This window comes from Brachybacterium timonense (assembly GCF_900258505.1).
Classification (GTDB): domain Bacteria; phylum Actinomycetota; class Actinomycetes; order Actinomycetales; family Dermabacteraceae; genus Brachybacterium; species Brachybacterium timonense.
This window is the reverse complement of the sequence record NZ_LT984895.1, coordinates 2,348,148-2,363,318: the sequence shown is the minus strand read 5'-3', so window position 1 is coordinate 2,363,318 and position 15,171 is coordinate 2,348,148. Positions and strand designations below refer to the sequence as shown.

The 15,171-nt window shown below is 68.6% G+C and carries 17 protein-coding genes; 13 read left to right on the top strand and 4 right to left on the bottom strand.

Going from position 1 to position 15,171, the window contains the following annotated elements; translation table 11 throughout:
- The first annotated feature begins 22 nt into the window (after window positions 1-22).
- The 8 genes from C8271_RS10455 (at window position 23) to C8271_RS10420 (ending at window position 6,254) form a co-directional block, all read left to right on the top strand.
- On the top strand, window positions 23-1,153 hold the full coding sequence (locus tag C8271_RS10455; protein WP_106507231.1) for a histidinol-phosphate transaminase: 1,131 nt from the start codon (window positions 23-25) through the stop codon (window positions 1,151-1,153).
- Window positions 1,150-1,779, top strand: coding sequence for an imidazoleglycerol-phosphate dehydratase HisB (hisB, locus tag C8271_RS10450; RefSeq protein ID WP_106507230.1), 630 nt, complete (start codon window positions 1,150-1,152; stop codon window positions 1,777-1,779). The genes C8271_RS10455 and hisB overlap by 4 nt, the downstream gene beginning before the upstream one ends.
- A complete protein-coding gene (locus C8271_RS10445; protein ID WP_245921099.1) occupies window positions 1,776-2,441 on the top strand; it encodes a hypothetical protein in 666 nt (221 codons plus the stop codon). The genes hisB and C8271_RS10445 overlap by 4 nt, the downstream gene beginning before the upstream one ends.
- Entirely contained in the window at window positions 2,438-3,082 is a 645-nt protein-coding gene (gene hisH / locus C8271_RS10440) for an imidazole glycerol phosphate synthase subunit HisH (RefSeq protein WP_106508026.1), read from the top strand. The genes C8271_RS10445 and hisH overlap by 4 nt, the downstream gene beginning before the upstream one ends.
- Window positions 3,079-3,240 carry a hypothetical protein gene (locus tag C8271_RS10435; RefSeq protein ID WP_106507229.1) on the top strand — a complete coding sequence of 54 codons (162 nt, stop codon included), beginning with the start codon at window positions 3,079-3,081 and terminating at the stop codon, window positions 3,238-3,240. Before hisH ends, C8271_RS10435 begins: the two co-directional genes overlap by 4 nt.
- A gap of 88 nt (window positions 3,241-3,328) precedes the next feature.
- Window positions 3,329-4,069 carry a bifunctional 1-(5-phosphoribosyl)-5-((5-phosphoribosylamino)methylideneamino)imidazole-4-carboxamide isomerase/phosphoribosylanthranilate isomerase PriA gene (priA, locus tag C8271_RS10430; RefSeq protein WP_106507228.1) on the top strand — a complete coding sequence of 247 codons (741 nt, stop codon included), beginning with the start codon at window positions 3,329-3,331 and terminating at the stop codon, window positions 4,067-4,069.
- Complete coding sequence (locus tag C8271_RS10425) at window positions 4,069-4,869, top strand: SseB family protein (protein ID WP_106507227.1); 801 nt, start codon at window positions 4,069-4,071, stop codon at window positions 4,867-4,869. Before priA ends, C8271_RS10425 begins: the two co-directional genes overlap by 1 nt.
- 62 nt (window positions 4,870-4,931) lie before the next feature.
- On the top strand, window positions 4,932-6,254 hold the full coding sequence (locus C8271_RS10420) for an MFS transporter (RefSeq protein WP_106507226.1): 1,323 nt from the start codon (window positions 4,932-4,934) through the stop codon (window positions 6,252-6,254).
- Between the two features lie 8 nt (window positions 6,255-6,262).
- Here the strand turns inward: C8271_RS10420 and C8271_RS10415 are convergent, their stop codons facing one another.
- The gene (locus C8271_RS10415) at window positions 6,263-6,709 is read right to left on the bottom strand and encodes a DUF1844 domain-containing protein (RefSeq protein WP_425428211.1); all 447 of its coding nucleotides are present in this window, start codon (window positions 6,707-6,709) and stop codon (window positions 6,263-6,265) included.
- 132 nt (window positions 6,710-6,841) lie between these two features.
- Window positions 6,842-7,741 (bottom strand): DUF4352 domain-containing protein, encoded by a 900-nt coding sequence (locus tag C8271_RS10410; RefSeq protein ID WP_106507225.1) that lies wholly within the window; start codon window positions 7,739-7,741, stop codon window positions 6,842-6,844.
- A gap of 417 nt (window positions 7,742-8,158) precedes the next feature.
- Between C8271_RS10410 and infC the strand changes: the two genes are divergently transcribed.
- The 5 genes from infC to C8271_RS10385 all read left to right on the top strand — a co-directional run bounded on the left by infC (window position 8,159) and on the right by C8271_RS10385 (window position 12,589).
- Window positions 8,159-8,767, top strand: a complete 609-nt coding sequence (gene infC / locus C8271_RS10405) for a translation initiation factor IF-3 (protein ID WP_106507224.1) — start codon at window positions 8,159-8,161, stop codon at window positions 8,765-8,767.
- A 23-nt stretch (window positions 8,768-8,790) separates the two neighbouring features.
- Window positions 8,791-8,985 (top strand): 50S ribosomal protein L35, encoded by a 195-nt coding sequence (rpmI, locus tag C8271_RS10400; protein WP_106507223.1) that lies wholly within the window; start codon window positions 8,791-8,793, stop codon window positions 8,983-8,985.
- Between the two features lie 61 nt (window positions 8,986-9,046).
- Entirely contained in the window at window positions 9,047-9,427 is a 381-nt protein-coding gene (gene rplT, locus C8271_RS10395; RefSeq protein WP_106507222.1) for a 50S ribosomal protein L20, read from the top strand.
- Between the two features lie 19 nt (window positions 9,428-9,446).
- Window positions 9,447-10,394 carry a TrmH family RNA methyltransferase gene (locus C8271_RS10390; RefSeq protein WP_106507221.1) on the top strand — a complete coding sequence of 316 codons (948 nt, stop codon included), beginning with the start codon at window positions 9,447-9,449 and terminating at the stop codon, window positions 10,392-10,394.
- A complete protein-coding gene (locus tag C8271_RS10385; protein ID WP_106507220.1) occupies window positions 10,391-12,589 on the top strand; it encodes a bifunctional copper resistance protein CopD/cytochrome c oxidase assembly protein in 2,199 nt (732 codons plus the stop codon). The genes C8271_RS10390 and C8271_RS10385 overlap by 4 nt, the downstream gene beginning before the upstream one ends.
- A 189-nt stretch (window positions 12,590-12,778) precedes the next feature.
- Here C8271_RS10385 and C8271_RS10380 read toward each other — a convergent pair whose 3' ends face one another.
- Window positions 12,779-13,324, bottom strand: a complete 546-nt coding sequence (locus tag C8271_RS10380) for an HIT family protein (protein WP_170957860.1) — start codon at window positions 13,322-13,324, stop codon at window positions 12,779-12,781.
- A gap of 62 nt (window positions 13,325-13,386) precedes the next feature.
- Window positions 13,387-15,015 carry an HNH endonuclease signature motif containing protein gene (locus C8271_RS10375; protein WP_106507218.1) on the bottom strand — a complete coding sequence of 543 codons (1,629 nt, stop codon included), beginning with the start codon at window positions 15,013-15,015 and terminating at the stop codon, window positions 13,387-13,389.
- Window positions 15,016-15,171: the final 156 nt, after the last annotated feature.

Here is a 15,171-nt window from a genome sequence, read left to right as displayed (position 1 = left end):
GCTGTGCTCCTACGATGGGTCCATGCTCGAGGCCGCATCCGACACTCTGTCCGCGACCCTCCCGGAGGTGCGCGAGGACCTGCGCGGCACGCACCCCTACGGCGCGCCGCAGCTGCCCGTCGCCCATGCGCTGAACGTCAATGAGAACCCGTACGGGCCCTCATCCGCGCTCGCTGCCGCGATCGGGCAGGCCGTCGCGACCGCAGCGGTCGGGCTGAACCGCTACCCCGATCGTGAGGCGCTGGAGCTGCGCCGCGGACTGGGGGAGTACCTCGCCGTTGAATCTCAGATCCCCGCCCCGCCGGCCGAAGCCGTCTGGGCCGCCAACGGATCCAATGAGGTCATGCATCAGCTGCTACTCGCCTACGGAGGGCCCGGCCGCACGGCACTCGGTTTCAGCCCCCACTATTCGATGTACCCCGAGTACGCGCGCGACACGTATACCGCCTGGGTGACCGCCGAGCGGGGGCCGGCTCCCGACTTCGCTCTCACAGCAGAGATGGTCACCGCTGCGATCCAGGAGCACGAGCCCACGATCGTCGTCCTCACATCGCCGAACAATCCCACCGGAACCGCGCTCGATCTCACTGTCGTGCGAGCAGCCGCTGCCGCGCTCGCTGTCCGCCGCGGGCTGCTCGTGGTCGATGAGGCCTATGGAGAGTTCCGCCGCGACGGCGTGCCCAGCGCCCTCACGCTGCTCGATGACCACCCGAACGTCGTGGTCACCCGCACCATGTCCAAAGCCTTCGCCCTGGCCGGAGCCCGGCTCGGCTACCTCATCGCCCACCCCGCGATCGTCGACGCCGTGCGCGTGGTCCGCCTGCCCTACCATCTCTCCGCTATTACCCAGGCTGTGGCCAGCACCGCTCTTGCCCACCGCGAGGAACTGCTGGGCACCGTCGCCCTGTTGCGCCGCGAACGCGACGCCCTGGCCACCCATCTCAGCGAGCGCGGCCACCAGGTCGCCCCCTCGGACGCCAACTTCGTCCTCTTCCGCTCCTTCGCCGACCGCGAAGACGTCTTCGAGGCTCTCCTGGCCCGCGACGTGCTGATCCGTGCAGTCGGCCCAGCCGGCTGGCTACGCGTCAGCGTCGGCACACCCGAGGACAACTCCGCATTCCGCACCGCCCTTGAGGAGGCCGACCCCCGATGACCACCCCCGATACACCCGTCGCCCCTCCTGCGCGCACTGCCGTGATCAGCCGCGCCACCAAGGAATCCAGGGTCGAGGTTGCGCTGAACCTCGATGGCACCGGCATCTGCGACATCTCGACCGGCGTGCCGTTCTATGACCACATGCTCACGGCACTGGGCACTCACGCTCGCTTCGACCTGACCATCCGCGCCGAGGGCGACACGCACGTGGACGTCCACCACACCGTGGAGGACACCGCGATCGTGCTCGGCCAATGCCTGCGTGAGGCGCTGGGCGATAAGCGTGGCATCGCCCGCTTCGGCGACGCCCTGGTCCCGCTCGACGAGGCACTTGCCCAGGCAGTCGTGGACCTGTCTGGCCGCCCCTACTGCGTGCACACCGGAGAGAGCGACGCCCAGGCTCTCCACCTGATCGGCGGCCACTTCACAGGTTCCCTCACCCGCCACGTGATGGAATCCCTGGCGCACCATGCCGCGATCTGCCTGCACATTCGTGTGCTCGCTGGCCGCGACCCCCACCACATCGTCGAGGCCCAATTCAAGGCCCTCGCCCGGGCACTGCGCGCCGCCTGCGCACGCGATGACCGCGTTGTGGACGTCCCCTCCACGAAGGGAGCACTGTGAGCACCATCGACCCCCGCGACGAACCCGACCCCATGCGCCCGGACGGCCCCCATGGCGCTGACCGGCCCCATGGCGGCGGCCCCGACGCCACCGGCTCCGGCAATGCCGACGCGATCGACGCCGAGTTCGCCCGCCTCACCGAAGGCCTGTCCTTCGATGACACCCCGCTGACGGTCGACGACGTCCTGGCTGACGCCCAGGAGGACGACGAACCGTGCATCGCCGTGGTCGCGACCTCGGTGGCGGTGTCGCGCGCTCTCGCCGGCGCTATCCGACTGGGTCGCGAAGCCCGCACCGACGGCATCGACATACCCGTCGGAGCCCGCGTGGTCGACGCCGAATCGGGTGCGCTCGCCGTCGGCGACCTGCGCGAACCGCAAGCCCATGACCTCGCCGCCATCGTCTCGACAGCACTGCAGCGCAATGGCGTGGTGCTGTTCTGGCGCCGCGGCGACCGGATGACGGCGACCCGCTACCGCAACGGTGAGCGTGGCGAGGAGATCTCGCCTGCGCTCGTGCTCGGTGGGCTCGCGGACACTGTCGAGCAGCTTCTGCTGGGCGGCCTCTCGCTTGACGAGCTGGGGGAGGGAATCGACCCCTCATCCATTACCCGCACCCAGGCCCTGCAGTGGATCGCACAGGGACGGAAACGACGGTGGTGAGCCGCGTCGTCGTCCTCGACCACGGCTCCGGGAATGTCCGCTCCGCCGTGCGCGCCCTCGAGGCTGCCGGCGCCCAGGTGGAGCTCACCGCTGATCATTCCGCTGCACTCGCCGCCGATGGGCTCGTGGTTCCCGGCGTCGGCGCCTTCGCCGCCACCATGCACCAGATCCGCGCCGTCGGCGGTGACCGGCTGATCGAGCAACGCCTCGCGGGCGGCCGCCCTGTGCTGGGCATCTGCGTCGGCCTCCAGGTGCTGTTCGAGTACGGTACCGAGCACGGCCAACGCGTGAAGGGCCTGGGCCAGTGGCCCGGGGAGATCACGCGTCTTGACGCCGAGGTGGTACCGCATATGGGGTGGAACACCGTCGATGTGCCCGAGGGATCTCGCCTGTTCACCGGGATCGGGGCCGAACGCTTCTACTTCGTCCACTCCTACGCTGCCCGCAGCTGGGACCTCCAGCCCCTCGCGCCCCTGGCCGAACCGCTGATCACCTGGTCCAAGCACGGCGGTGACCGCTTCATCGCAGCCGTGGAGAACGGCGCGCTCACCGCTACCCAGTTCCACCCCGAGAAGTCCGGTCAGGCCGGCCTTCGCCTGCTGCGCAACTGGCTCGATACCCTCCCGGAGCTCGCCGCATGATCCTCGCATTCATCATGCTGTTCGCCGGTGGCATGCTGATCGGTGGCGCCTGGTCCTTCCACCGCAGCCATAAGCCGTGGTGGTCCCGTATCGCGTTGCTGCTCGCAGGCCTGCTCTGCCTGGTCGTTTCCGTCTGGCGGATCCAGTACGGAGGGTGACGGCGCCCGCCACCGATAGTCACTCCACCGGCGTCGGCCCCACCATCCACGCACTCCCCGTTCGCACTCACCCCTCTGGAGCGATCCCATGACCGATTCTGCGCCCACCCTCGAATTGCTGCCCGCCGTCGACGTCCAGGACGGTCAGGCCGTGCGCCTCGTCCAGGGAGAGGCTGGTTCCGAGACTACCTATGGCGCGCCTCTCGAGGCCGCGCTCACCTTCCAGCGTGGCGGCGCGCGCTGGCTGCACCTGGTGGACCTCGACGCCGCCTTCGGCCGCGGCTCCAACGCCGATCTGCTCGCCGAGGTGGTTGCCGCCGTGGACATGCAGGTCGAGCTTTCCGGTGGTATCCGCGATGATGAGTCGCTTGCCGCGGCACTTGCCACCGGCTGCCGCCGCGTGAACCTGGGCACCGCGGCGCTCGAGAACCCTGAATGGACCGCCGAGGTGATCGCCGAGCACGGCGACCGCATTGCTGTTGGCCTCGACGTTCGCGGCCACACTCTTGCCGCGCGCGGCTGGACCCGCGAGGGCGGCGACCTGTGGGAGACCCTCGAGCGCCTGGACGCCGCCGGCTGCAGCCGGTACGTCGTCACCGACGTCACCAAGGACGGCACCCTGCGCGGGCCGAACCTCGACCTTCTGCGTGAGGTCTGCGCCCGCACCGACGCCCCCGTGATCGCTTCCGGCGGCGTCTCCTCGCTCGCCGACCTTGAGGCGTTGCGCGGCCTGGTGGCCGACGGTGTGGAAGGCGCGATCGTCGGCAAGGCGCTGTACGCCGGCAACTTCACGCTCGCCGAAGCGCTCGACATCGCCGGCCGCCCGTGATGGCGCAGCAGCCCGACGGCGCGGACCGTGCCCGTCGCACCCTGCCCGCCCACTTCCGCGAGAAGTCACCGCTGACCGACACCGCCGGCGTGCCATGGGCGGGACGCGACTACGCCCCAAGCCCCTTCCCGGAGGACCACGGTGAGACGCCACCGCGGCTCGCCGCCGCTCTGCAGGCGTACCACGATGGCCACGATCCGCACCGGCAAGGCGTCGTCGCCGCACTGTCTGCATCCCGCGTGCTGGTGCCGATCATGGCAGTCGCCACCGAGACTGGTACCACTGCCCACGGCCTGACTGGCGACAACGGTGCCGACATGGCGATGGTCTCCCTGACCACCCCCGACGGGTCGCGCACCCTACCGGTGTTCAGCAGCATCACGGCTCTGACAGCCTGGCGCGCTGAAGCACGCCCCGTTCCCGTCATCGCCCCACAAGCTGCGCAGGCTGCCGTGCAGGAGGGCTGCACCGCCCTGCTGCTGAACCCCGGACCGGATTCCGGGATGCTGCTGCCGCGCTCTGTACTGTGGGCGCTCGCACAGGGGCGCGACTGGATTCCTCCCCATGAGGATCCTGAGCTTGCGCGAACGCTCGATGCGATCGCCGACGCTGTCGAGCCGGTGCTCGGCTTGCGTGCCGCCGCAGGAGAGCGCACCGAAGTTGACCTGCATCTCACACTTCCGGCTGGCCTCACCCATGAACAGCTGCAACGCGTGATCCGCGACGTCTCCGCCCGCCTCGCCGCCGAGCAGATCGTCGCCGAGCGGGTATCCTCGCTGAGGCTGGTGCTCGGTAGCTGACGTCCCCGCTTCGCACCGGTCATGCCAGGTCAGGAGTGTGAGAAGAAGGTCGCAGGTCAGCGGTGAAGGTCTACCGTCAGGTGCTCGCAGCCCCCGGAGCGCTCGGAGTGCTCATCCTGGGTCTCCTGGCTCGCATCCCGTTCTCGACACTCGGCCTGTTGCTGACTCTGCACTGTGTGTTCGGTCTGGGCCGGAGCTACCTCGAAGCCGGGCTCATCGTCACTGCCTCCACGCTCGGCACCGCGATCTCCTCCCCGTGGCGTGGACGCCTCGTGGACCGGCACGGTCTGCGACGCGCGCTGGTGCCGTCTCTCATCATCGAACCGCTCGCCCTGGTCGGCGCCGCCTTCGCTGGCTACGAACTGCTGGTGGCTTTAGCGTTCCTGGGCGGATTGTTCTCCATCCCGGTGTGGACGATCGTGCGCACGAGCCTGTCGGTGATCGTCCCGGCCACCCTGCGCCGCAGTGCCTTCAGCCTCGACGCGGTGTTCACCGAGGTCGTGTTCATGGCTGGCCCCGCAGCCGCGACGATCGTGGCGATGCGAATCGGTACCCAGGAGACGCTGCTGATTGTCGCGGCGCTTGTCGTGGCCGCGGGCGTCGGCCTCATGATCGCTAACCCGCCGACACGCTCCTCCCAGGTCATGCTGCCCACGCGCCTGCCTGCGCCTCTCGAGGCCAGTGAGAACGCTGCGCTCGCACAGAAGAAAGTGATTCTTGAGGCGAAGGTCGCTGAAGACCTCACCACCGGCCAGATCCCGGTGGTGACCGAGGAGATGCTCACCGGCCGCGCTCCGTCTGCCCGAGGCGCACTGCTCACCGCTGGCGGACTGACCCTGCTGCTTGCCACAGCAGTGGGCAACGGCACCATCATGGCCACCGACATGTCGATCGTGGCGATCCTCGAGAGTGCTGGCACGGGCGCCGCGATCGCCGTCGCGATGAGCGTGTGGTGCTTCGGGTCGCTGGTGGGAGGGTTCGCCTATGGCGCCGCGAGCCGCACGATAGGCCCGCTGTGGGTGCTTCTTGGGCTCGGTGTGCTCACCATGCCGGTGGCCTTCGCCTCCACCCTGCCGCTGCTGCTCGTGGCGGTGTTTCTTGCAGGGCTCGGGCTCGCGCCACTGATCACATCCACCGGCGAGGCGATCTCGCAGCGCGTGCCTGAGGAGGTGCGCGGGGAAGCCATGGGGTGGCACGGCAGCGCGATGACGGTGGGAGCCGCAATCGGGTCGCCGCTGTTCGGGGCGGTGATCGACGCGCGTGGCGCCACGTGGGGTGTGGCGCTTGCGGCCATCGCGGCGATCGTCGTGGCGCTCATCGGCCTGATAGCGCGGCAGATCCGTCGTCAGCGCCGACTGCGCGAGCTGCGGCTGCGCTTCGCCTGAGCTGCCGATCAGCTGACCCGCCCGGTCCATTTCTCCCCGGGGCCCTCACCGGGCTCGTCGGGGAACGGCAGCGCTTCCGCGAAAGCGAGCTGCAGGGTGCGCAGCCCGTCCCGCAGAGACCGCGCGTGGTCGCCGCCGATCTCGGGCGACGCCGCCGTGACCAGGCCCGCGAGCGCGGTAATGAGCTTCCGCGCCTCAGCCAGATCCTGATAGTGGCCGGTGTCCTCGTCTTCGGCCAGCCCGATCTTCACCGCGGCAGCGCTCATGAGGTGCACCGTGGCGGTGGTGATGATCTCGACGGCGGAGACGTCGGCGATATCGCGGGAGGCATCTGCTGCGAAGGCGTCCCCCTCAGGCGCGGGGGACGTGCTCTGAGCCGCGGGGGATTCGCTGTCGGACGCGGAGAACTCGCCATCAGGGGACGACGGGTGAGGGGAGAGGTCGGGGGTCACGATGCTCCTTGCGCGGTTGGTCATGCAGTCTGTGTCGTCATGCACTGCCGGTGGTCGTGCACCGGATCTGTCAGTCACGGCGGTCGTGCGGTGGAACCGGCCACGGCAGGCTACCGCCGATGGCATGTCGCACGCTCAGGACAGACTCACCGTGCCGGTCCAGTCAGAGCCGTTCTGGCTGAGATCCACGTTCATGGCCACTGCGGAGGCATTGGCTGGAATGTCGAACACCAGGACGTGTTGTGCTGATTGCCCCTTCTCCATGAGGGACGGGGGCAGCTTCCCGCTGGTCTTTGCCTTGGTCGCCTGTGCGTCGGGGCTTATGCGTTCCCCGTCGCTTGTGACCAGCGTGAATGGGTCGTTGACGATGATCGCCCCCAGCGAGCTGTTCGTGATCTCCATCGTCACCACGACAAACTGGCCTGTGGGGGAGTGGCCTGCGAGATTATCGATACCGGTCTCCACGGAGACCTCGGCGACATGGACCTTGCCGATCTCGACGCCACGGGCTGCAGCTCCCGACGGGGTCGGATCGGATGGCGCCGCGCTTGAGGGCGAGCCCGATGGGGCGGGACCGCCACTCGGGCCACGCAACGCCTGGATGCCGTACACGCCGCCGACGATTGTCGCCGCCACCACGAGGGCACCGGCGAGCACGAGCACGAGCAACACACTCCCGCGAATCCGAGGCCTCGGCGCGGGAGGTGACGCATCCGGCCGTGCCGGGGCGCGGTTCGGCTTCGTCGGTCGGGGCGGCTGCGGGTAACCGGGCGGCAGCGGGCGCAGCACCGCACGGGGCGCGGTCCCGCCACGCATCGCCGTGTGGAGCCCAGTGGGCTTGAGGCTCGTTTCGGCCTCGTGTGAACCGGTCTTCGCATTGTGCGTGCTGGTCTCCATATCATCCTGCTGCGAGGACGCAGATGCGATGGTGCTCCGCTCAGCGCGTTCACCGGTGTCGTCGGCGTGCCCGTCCACGCTGGGGCCCTGCTCGGCGGCGCGTGTGCCCATGTTCGCGCGGGGATCGACTTGGTTCATGACCGTCTGCTCCTCGACTCCACCGGATCACGGTCGGCATGTCCGTCGTATAGCTGGTTCCAACTGTCCGTACGCGCCATCAGTTCGCACTGCCGTGTTTGCACCGCCCGCGCGCACTGTCGATGAGCGACACACATCACGCGCTGGGCCTGCTTGCTCCTGGTAGGATAATCGACCGGAACATGTCGTTCCTTCGTGAAGTGGAGCCCCTCTCCCACCTTGTGACGCGGCCTTCGCCCTGCAGAATCTCTGCGGAGATTCCCAGCACAGAGAGCGCCGATGAGTTGCCGGGTCAGTACCGCCGACGGGCGAGCAGCGTCTCGCCCCGGGCGCATTCGCGCCCCGCGCGTGTATCAAGGGCCTCCGCATGAGCGGAGGCCTTCGTCATGTTCACCACGAACGAGGTGAGGAGCCACCATCAGCGAACAGCGCATCAACGGACAGATCAGGGTGCCGAAGGTCCTTCTGGTCGGGCCCGCCGGCGAACAGGTCGGCGTGGTCCGTGTCGAGGACGCCCTTCGGCTCGCCCAGGAAGCGGATCTCGACCTGGTCGAGGTCGCCCCCGGTGCGAACCCTCCCGTCGCGCGTCTCATGGACTACGGCAAGTACAAGTACGAGGCCAACCTCAAGGCCCGCGAGTCCCGGAAGAACCAGGCCAATACGGTTCAGAAGGAGATCCGGATGGGCCTGAAGATCGACAAGCACGACTACGAGACCAAGCGCCGCAACGTGGAGAAGTTCCTTGCCGGCGGCGACAAGGTCAAGGTCATGGTGCGTTTCCGCGGTCGCGAGCAGTCCCGCCCCGAGCTGGGCACCCGACTGCTGGGCCGCATGGCGGAGGACGTCGCCGAGCTCGGTTTCGTGGAGTCCCACCCCCGTCAGGACGGGCGCACCATGGTGATGGTGCTCGGTCCTCACAAGAAGAAGGCCCAGGCCAAGGCCGAAGCGCGCAAGCGCAAGTCCGATGCCGAGAAAGCCGCCCAGCGCGGCAAGGACGCCGCCGCGAACAGCGACGACGCGTCCTGATACTGCACGAAGGAGAACAGGCAATGCCGAAGAACAAGACCCACTCGGGCACGAAGAAGCGCGTCCGCGTGACCGGTTCGGGCAAGCTCATGCGGGAGAAGGCGAACGCTCGCCACCTCCTGGAGCACAAGTCCTCCACCCGCAAGCGCCGCCTGGGCAGCGACACGGACGTTGCGAAGGCCGACGTCAAGCGGATGAAGCGACTCCTGGGCCGCTGAGCCCCTCCCGCGGGATCGGAGTTCCCGCACCTCTGAACTCGAACCAGCGAAGGAGAATCACGTGGCACGCGTGAAGCGGGCGGTCAACGCCCAGAAGAAGCGTCGGGAGATCCTCGAGCAGGCCAGCGGCTACCGCGGCCAGCGCTCGCGCCTGTACCGCAAAGCCAAGGAGCAGGTGCTCCACTCGGCCACCTACAACTACCGCGACCGCAAGGTCCGCAAGAGCGACTTCCGTCGTCTCTGGATCCAGCGCATCAACGCCGCGGCCCGCGCCAACGGCATGACCTACAACCGCTTCATTCAGGGCCTCGGCCTGGCGGGTGTCGAGGTCGACCGTCGCATGCTCGCCGAACTCGCCGTCAACGACGCCCCGGCTTTTGCCGCGCTCGTCGAGGTCGCGAAGAACGCCCTGCCCAAGGACGTCAACGCGCCCGCAGCCTGATCATCGCGCCGCTGACGCGATGAACACGCTCCCCGAACGCCCGGACCAGTCCCCGATCACCTCGCCCCGCTCCGAGCGGGTGCGTCGGATCGCGGCACTGGCCGGGCGTTCGGCACGTCGCAAGCAGGGGCGCATCCGCGTGGAAGGCCCGCAGGCGGTCCGCTCCCTGCTCACCGAGCGCTCAGGCGACACCCTCGAACTGCATCTCACCGCGAAAGCCGACGCCCAGCATCCCGAGCTCGCCGACCTCGCCCGCACAGCGAACGTGCCAGTACGTCCGACGGACGAGCGGATCCTCGCGGCGATGGTCCGTGAAGCCGGCACCGGGGGGGCGCTGGTTAGCCCGCAGGGCGTCGTCGCCATCGCACACCAGCCCGCGAGTGCCTCGCTCGATGCGGTGCTGGGCGGTATGGGGCACGTGGTCCCGGACGACGGCGGGAGGCCGGCGGTCTCTCGCGGCCGTACGAATCTGGTTTCCACCGACGTCCCGCTCACGCTGCTCGTGCTCCACGAGGTGCGCGACCCCGGCAACGTTGGCACCCTGATTCGCACCGCCGACGCGGCCGGCGCCGACGCCGTGATCCTCACAAAGACCTGCGCCGATCCGTACGCCCCGAAGGTGATCCGTGCGAGCGTCGGCAGCGTGTTCCATCTTCCGCTTGTGCTCGACACACACATCGACCAGGTGCTCACCGCTCTCGCCGCGAAGCACGTCACCGCGGTCGCCACCAGCGGCTACGCCGACCGCGACCTTTACGATTCGGACCTGCCCGAGCGAATCGCCTGGATCATGGGCAATGAAGCCCACGGTCTGGACGCGGATACGCTCGCCGCCGCCCCGCTCGCGGTACGGATCCCTCTGGTGGGCCGTGCAGAATCCCTCAACGTGCACACGGCGGCAACGGTCTGCCTGTTCGAGACGCTGCGCCGTCGGCCCCGGGCTGGCCATCACGGGGAGGGGCGATGAACAGCCCCGGCCGTGCGCCAGTCGACCGGGGCGTGGGGCCTGCCCCCGCTGCACGGGCCACTCCAGGACGCGCACCGCAGGGCGGCGTCGCACCGACGAGCCCCGGCCGTGCGCGCATCACCGCAATCCCCGCCATCCTGCTCGCCCTGACCGTGGCCGCCGCGCTGGGTGGCCTGACCGTGACGGGCGCTCTGCCTGCCACATTGTCAGGCGCAACGCTGGTCCCCGCCTCACCGCTCGTCACGTGGGGCACTCCCATCATCACCGCGCTACACCACCTGGGGCTGTTGCTCGCGATCGGTGCCGGAGGCACCGTGGTGTTGCTCTTGCCCGGGCCGTCGCGACGCGAGGTGACAAGGCTCGACCCGCTGCGGCGATACACCGCACGCATCGGCGCTGCCGGCGCGTTGCTCTGGGCAGTCTGCGCGCTCATGCTGATACCGCTCGGGGGGCTCGAGGCCACAGGTTCGGGCTCCGGTCTGGATCCATGGGGCGTCGGGATCACCGGAGACCTCGGGCGCCTGCGCGCCGCCGTCGCAGTCGCGGCGCTGATCGCGGCACTGTTCATGGGGCTGGGTCGATCCACAGTATTGGTGGCCTGGGGCCTTGCCTTCGCTGGCATCGGCACCGCTCTGCTGGGCTTCGCGGGGCATGCCGGCGCCAGTCTCGATCACACCAACGCCGTCAACGCCATGGTGCTGCATCTGCTCGGTGTGGCGGTCTGGGGTGGTGGACTGTTGGTGATCGGCCTCATCACACCGCGCACCTCCGATGCCGTGCTCGCCACGACGATTCGCCGCTTTTCCGCATGGGCTCTTGCAGCCGTGGTGGCGCTGGCCTTCGGCGGTGTCGTCAGTGCTGTGATCCGCGTGGGCAGCTGGGGCGCTCTCGTGCAGAGTCCCTACGGGTGGCTCGTTCTGGTGAAGACTGCGCTGCTTGTGGTGCTTGCAGGGCTTGGAGCCGCGCAGCGTCAACGGCTGGGAGAGCGGGTTCGTTTCCGGCACCTCGCCCTCACTGAGGGACTACTGATGGCGGTCGCTATCGGAGCATCGATCGGGCTGTCCCGTTCCGCGCCGCCCGTGCCGCAGGAGGTGCCAGCGGTCGGCGACCTGCGCACTCTCTCGCTCGTCGGTTTCCTGCCGCCGTCGGACACGTTCACGGTGGCGTCACTGTTTGTCGACGTCGAGATGGACTGGGCAGCCTTCGCCCTTGCGCTGGCCATGGCCGGGTTTTATGTGGCGGGCGTGGTGCGGCTTCGCAGGCGTGGGGACGCCTGGTCGTTGCGACGCACCGTACCGTTTCTGCTGGGGTGCCTGGCTTTCACATGGGTGATGTGCGGTGGGGTCGCGGCGTGGGGGCGATTCCGGTTCGATGCGCACATGGTGCAGCACATGGCAATGATGATGATCGTGCCGCCGCTGTGGGTGCTCGGTGCGCCGGTCACGCTGCTCTCCCGCGCGATGCCGCCGCGCTCTGATGGTTCTCGGGGGATTCGTGAGTGGGTGCTGGCCGCCCTCCACTCGGGGTATGCACGCTTCGTCTCCTCGCCTCCGCTCGCGGGCGTGTTCTTCGCCGGTTCGTTGGTGATCTTCTACTTCACGCCTCTGTTCGAGGCGGCGATGTATCACCACCTGGGGCATGTGCTGATGACGGTGCACTTCCTGCTGTCGGGGTACTTGTTCGCCTGGGTGATCATCGGTATCGACCCGTCGACGCGGCCGATCAATCCGGTGCTGAAGATCATCACACTTCTGGTCACGCTCACGTTCCACGCGTTCTTCGGTGTGGCTCTGGTGTCGGCCACATGGTTGATCGCCGAGGACTGGTATCTCGAGCTCGGTATGTACTCGATCGAGCAGCTCACACGGATTCAGATCGCGGGCGGCTCGTTCATGTGGGCTGTCTCCGAGGTGCCGACGGTGTTGTACGCCGTGCTCGCCGTCGTCCAGTGGTCGCGCTCGGAAGATCGCCGAGCTCGGCAGTGGGACCGCAAAGCCGACCGCGACGGGGAAGCGGAGCTCGCTGCGTACAACGCGTATCTCGCGGGGCTCGGCCGTGGCAGCGGTACGGGCGGCCGCGCTCATGGTGCGAGCCATAGCGGCACCGATGGCCCGATCAATGCCCGGCCCGGCGGAGAGACGGAGTCCCGTGCTGCTGGAGACATTCAGCGCGGCGGAGACACCGTGGAGTCGTAGAACCGTTCCGGGGGAAGACCCTCGAGGCTCGGTCCACCCGATCAGGGGATCGGGTCGCTCAATCGGCCGCACGGTAGGTCCGGCGCACGGGCTCGCTGGGGTCGCTGCTGGTGGGGAAAGCGTCGTCCATGAGGAGCTGCGTCGGATCTCCCCGCTCGGGTCAGGCGGTGTCGGATTTCCCCGCCCGGGTCAGGCGGCATACAGCGCGGACCGCACACGCTCCGCGATGGCGTCCCCGTCCAGAAGCGGTCCCCTGGGATCGACGAGTCGCTGAGATCCGATCGGCGTGTGAGCGTAGCGGGGGATCAACTGGATGTGGAGATGGTTGATCGGACCGTCGCACATGGTCACCTGATACACCCGTTCGACTCCTGCCAACGTGTTCTTGAGGGCACGGGCCACATCTCGGCAGGTGATGAACAACCTGGCCGTCGAGTCGTCGTCGAGCTCCGAGAAGTCATGGGCGTGAGGCTTCCAGACGATGATCGTGTGCCCCGGCGTCCGCGGGTCGCTCGCCAGGACCACGCGAATCAGGTCATCCTCGGTGATGATCGCCTGCTCACCGAGAATCTCTCCGGTGCTCAGCTCCTCGCACTGGTAGCAGATGCCCTGTGCACTCAACCCGTCCACCACGGATCCGATGGCTGCTTGTCGCTCCCGCCAGTCTCGAATCTCCTGGTCGTCGGCCACGCGGCGGGGAGAGTATCGGTCCTCGGAGTCTCCGCTCAAGGTCATCCGGCGAGGATAGCAGTCAGTGGACCGGGAACGACCGCAGACGTCGAGGCGTCTGCACGACGTCAGAACGGTGGCGGAGGTGCCTCGGGCAGGGGCGGCCGCAGCGTCCCGTCGGCCCGCACCGTCCATCCGGGCTCGCCGCCAGGGCCGATGACGCTTTCGCCCTCGACGATCTCCCCGGCCTGCAGCTGCGCGCGACGCTTCGCGGCATCGCGCCGGGCCTGATCCGCGGCGAGGAACGCCGCCCATGCCTCCTCCATCTCGCAGACCACCTGTTCGGTGGCGAGATCCTTGGCGTCCTCCTGGAGTGCGATCGCGAGGTCCGGCAGCCCCCAGATGGTGCAGGAATCCTCCTCATCGCGGATCGGTTCCAGCAGCCCGGCGGTCTTCAACCTGTGATGCTGACGGCACAGCAGCTGGAGGTTCTCGACGGTGGTGGACCCACCGGCGGCGGGATCCTCGTGGTCGAACTCCTCGATGTGGTCGCACAGGACGGGGGAGTTGGTGGGCCGTGAGCAGCCGGGGGCGGCGCATTCCGGGTGGCGCAGCCGCAGGTGCTCGAGCATCGCTGGGGTGGGCCGGTAGCGGTCCGCCGGCAGACGCAGGAACTCGCCGCTGCCGGGATCGGTGAGGACACGGAACCAGGTCTCCTCGGTGCCAGCCAGCTCGCGGGCCATCTCGGCCGGTATCGGGTGGCGGCCGTCGAGCAGGCCCGGGGCATCGGACTCTCCGAGCAGCGTCAGCGCCGGCACCGTCACGTTCATGCGGAAGCGTGCCGGCGGAACAGTGACGGCGCCGGTGTCGAGGACGGCACCGTACAGCAGGTCATAGCGCAGCTGGGCGAGGGTGGGCAGCTCCTCATAGGCGGCGACTTCGCCGCGGGGGTCCACCGGCACGTCGGTGCCGTCGTGCAAGGCCAGACGCTGGGCGTGCTGCACGGCATGGGCGGCCGAGTCGAGCCTGCGGGCAAGCCCCAGGATCTCCGGGATCGGCCCGATGATCCGCAGGCAGCCCGTGCCGTCCGGGCGCGGATCATCGAGCTCCACGCGTCGGCGTGCCTCCGGGCGGTAGCAGGCCGGCAGTTCTGTGCGTGCACGGACCTGGGCGACGACAAGGTTCAGGCGGCGGGCGAAGGATTCCGGCGTGACCTCGAGATCACTCGCCGCGATCGCTGCATCGACCTCCTGGGCCGCCGCGTCTTCCAATGGGCGGGTGGCGCGGACGAGCCGGTCGAACCAGGAGGTGGGCAGCTCACCATTGGAGAGATGCTCGAGGGTGCTCGGCAGGTTCTCGACGGCGTGATGCGCCCTGTGGACGGCTGCCTCGGCCTGCTGGCGCGTACAGCGCATCGCTGCGGCGACCTGCAGAAGAGCGGCCTGTCGGCGGTCGGGGTCGGCGTCCGGATCGTCGGCGCGCGCGACGCTGCTGGCGAGAGTGGTCAGACGTGCGGCCTCATGTCGAGCGTCCTCCCGGGTGCGGTCCCACAGGAAGCTGATCCGCTCGGTCTGTGCCGCGTCGATACCGGTCAACGTGCGTTCCATGCGGGTCTTCGCCCCGGCGCGCCGACGGCGAGAACGGTCATCAAGGCGCGCGCGGGCCGCGGAGATGAGGTCGGCGTCGGCGGTGGGCGACAGCAGCGTGAACACGGACTCCTGTCGCCCGCTGTGTGCCACGTCGTTCCAGTCACCCATGGCTGCCTCCCTCCGACATCACCGCTTCGATCTGACATCGCTGGCAGATCCAGATCGAATCTCTGTTCGATGATCCGACTCTATGGGTTACCTCCGACAAACGGCGGCGGTGTGGACAGAGGTCGAGCAGGCCGAAGGATCTTCGCAGCTGAGAAA

Coding starts and splice junctions, on each gene's coding strand:
- C8271_RS10455 (WP_106507231.1), top strand. CDS start 23: ATGCTCGAGGCCGCATCCGACACTCTGTCCGCGACCCTCCCGGAGGTG.
- hisB (WP_106507230.1), top strand. CDS start 1,150: ATGACCACCCCCGATACACCCGTCGCCCCTCCTGCGCGCACTGCCGTG.
- C8271_RS10435 (WP_106507229.1), top strand. CDS start 3,079: ATGATCCTCGCATTCATCATGCTGTTCGCCGGTGGCATGCTGATCGGT.
- priA (WP_106507228.1), top strand. CDS start 3,329: ATGACCGATTCTGCGCCCACCCTCGAATTGCTGCCCGCCGTCGACGTC.
- C8271_RS10425 (WP_106507227.1), top strand. CDS start 4,069: ATGGCGCAGCAGCCCGACGGCGCGGACCGTGCCCGTCGCACCCTGCCC.
- C8271_RS10410 (WP_106507225.1), bottom strand. CDS start 7,741: ATGAACCAAGTCGATCCCCGCGCGAACATGGGCACACGCGCCGCCGAG.
- rpmI (WP_106507223.1), top strand. CDS start 8,791: ATGCCGAAGAACAAGACCCACTCGGGCACGAAGAAGCGCGTCCGCGTG.
- C8271_RS10390 (WP_106507221.1), top strand. CDS start 9,447: ATGAACACGCTCCCCGAACGCCCGGACCAGTCCCCGATCACCTCGCCC.
- C8271_RS10385 (WP_106507220.1), top strand. CDS start 10,391: ATGAACAGCCCCGGCCGTGCGCCAGTCGACCGGGGCGTGGGGCCTGCC.
- C8271_RS10380 (WP_170957860.1), bottom strand. CDS start 13,324: ATGACCTTGAGCGGAGACTCCGAGGACCGATACTCTCCCCGCCGCGTG.
- C8271_RS10375 (WP_106507218.1), bottom strand. CDS start 15,015: ATGGGTGACTGGAACGACGTGGCACACAGCGGGCGACAGGAGTCCGTG.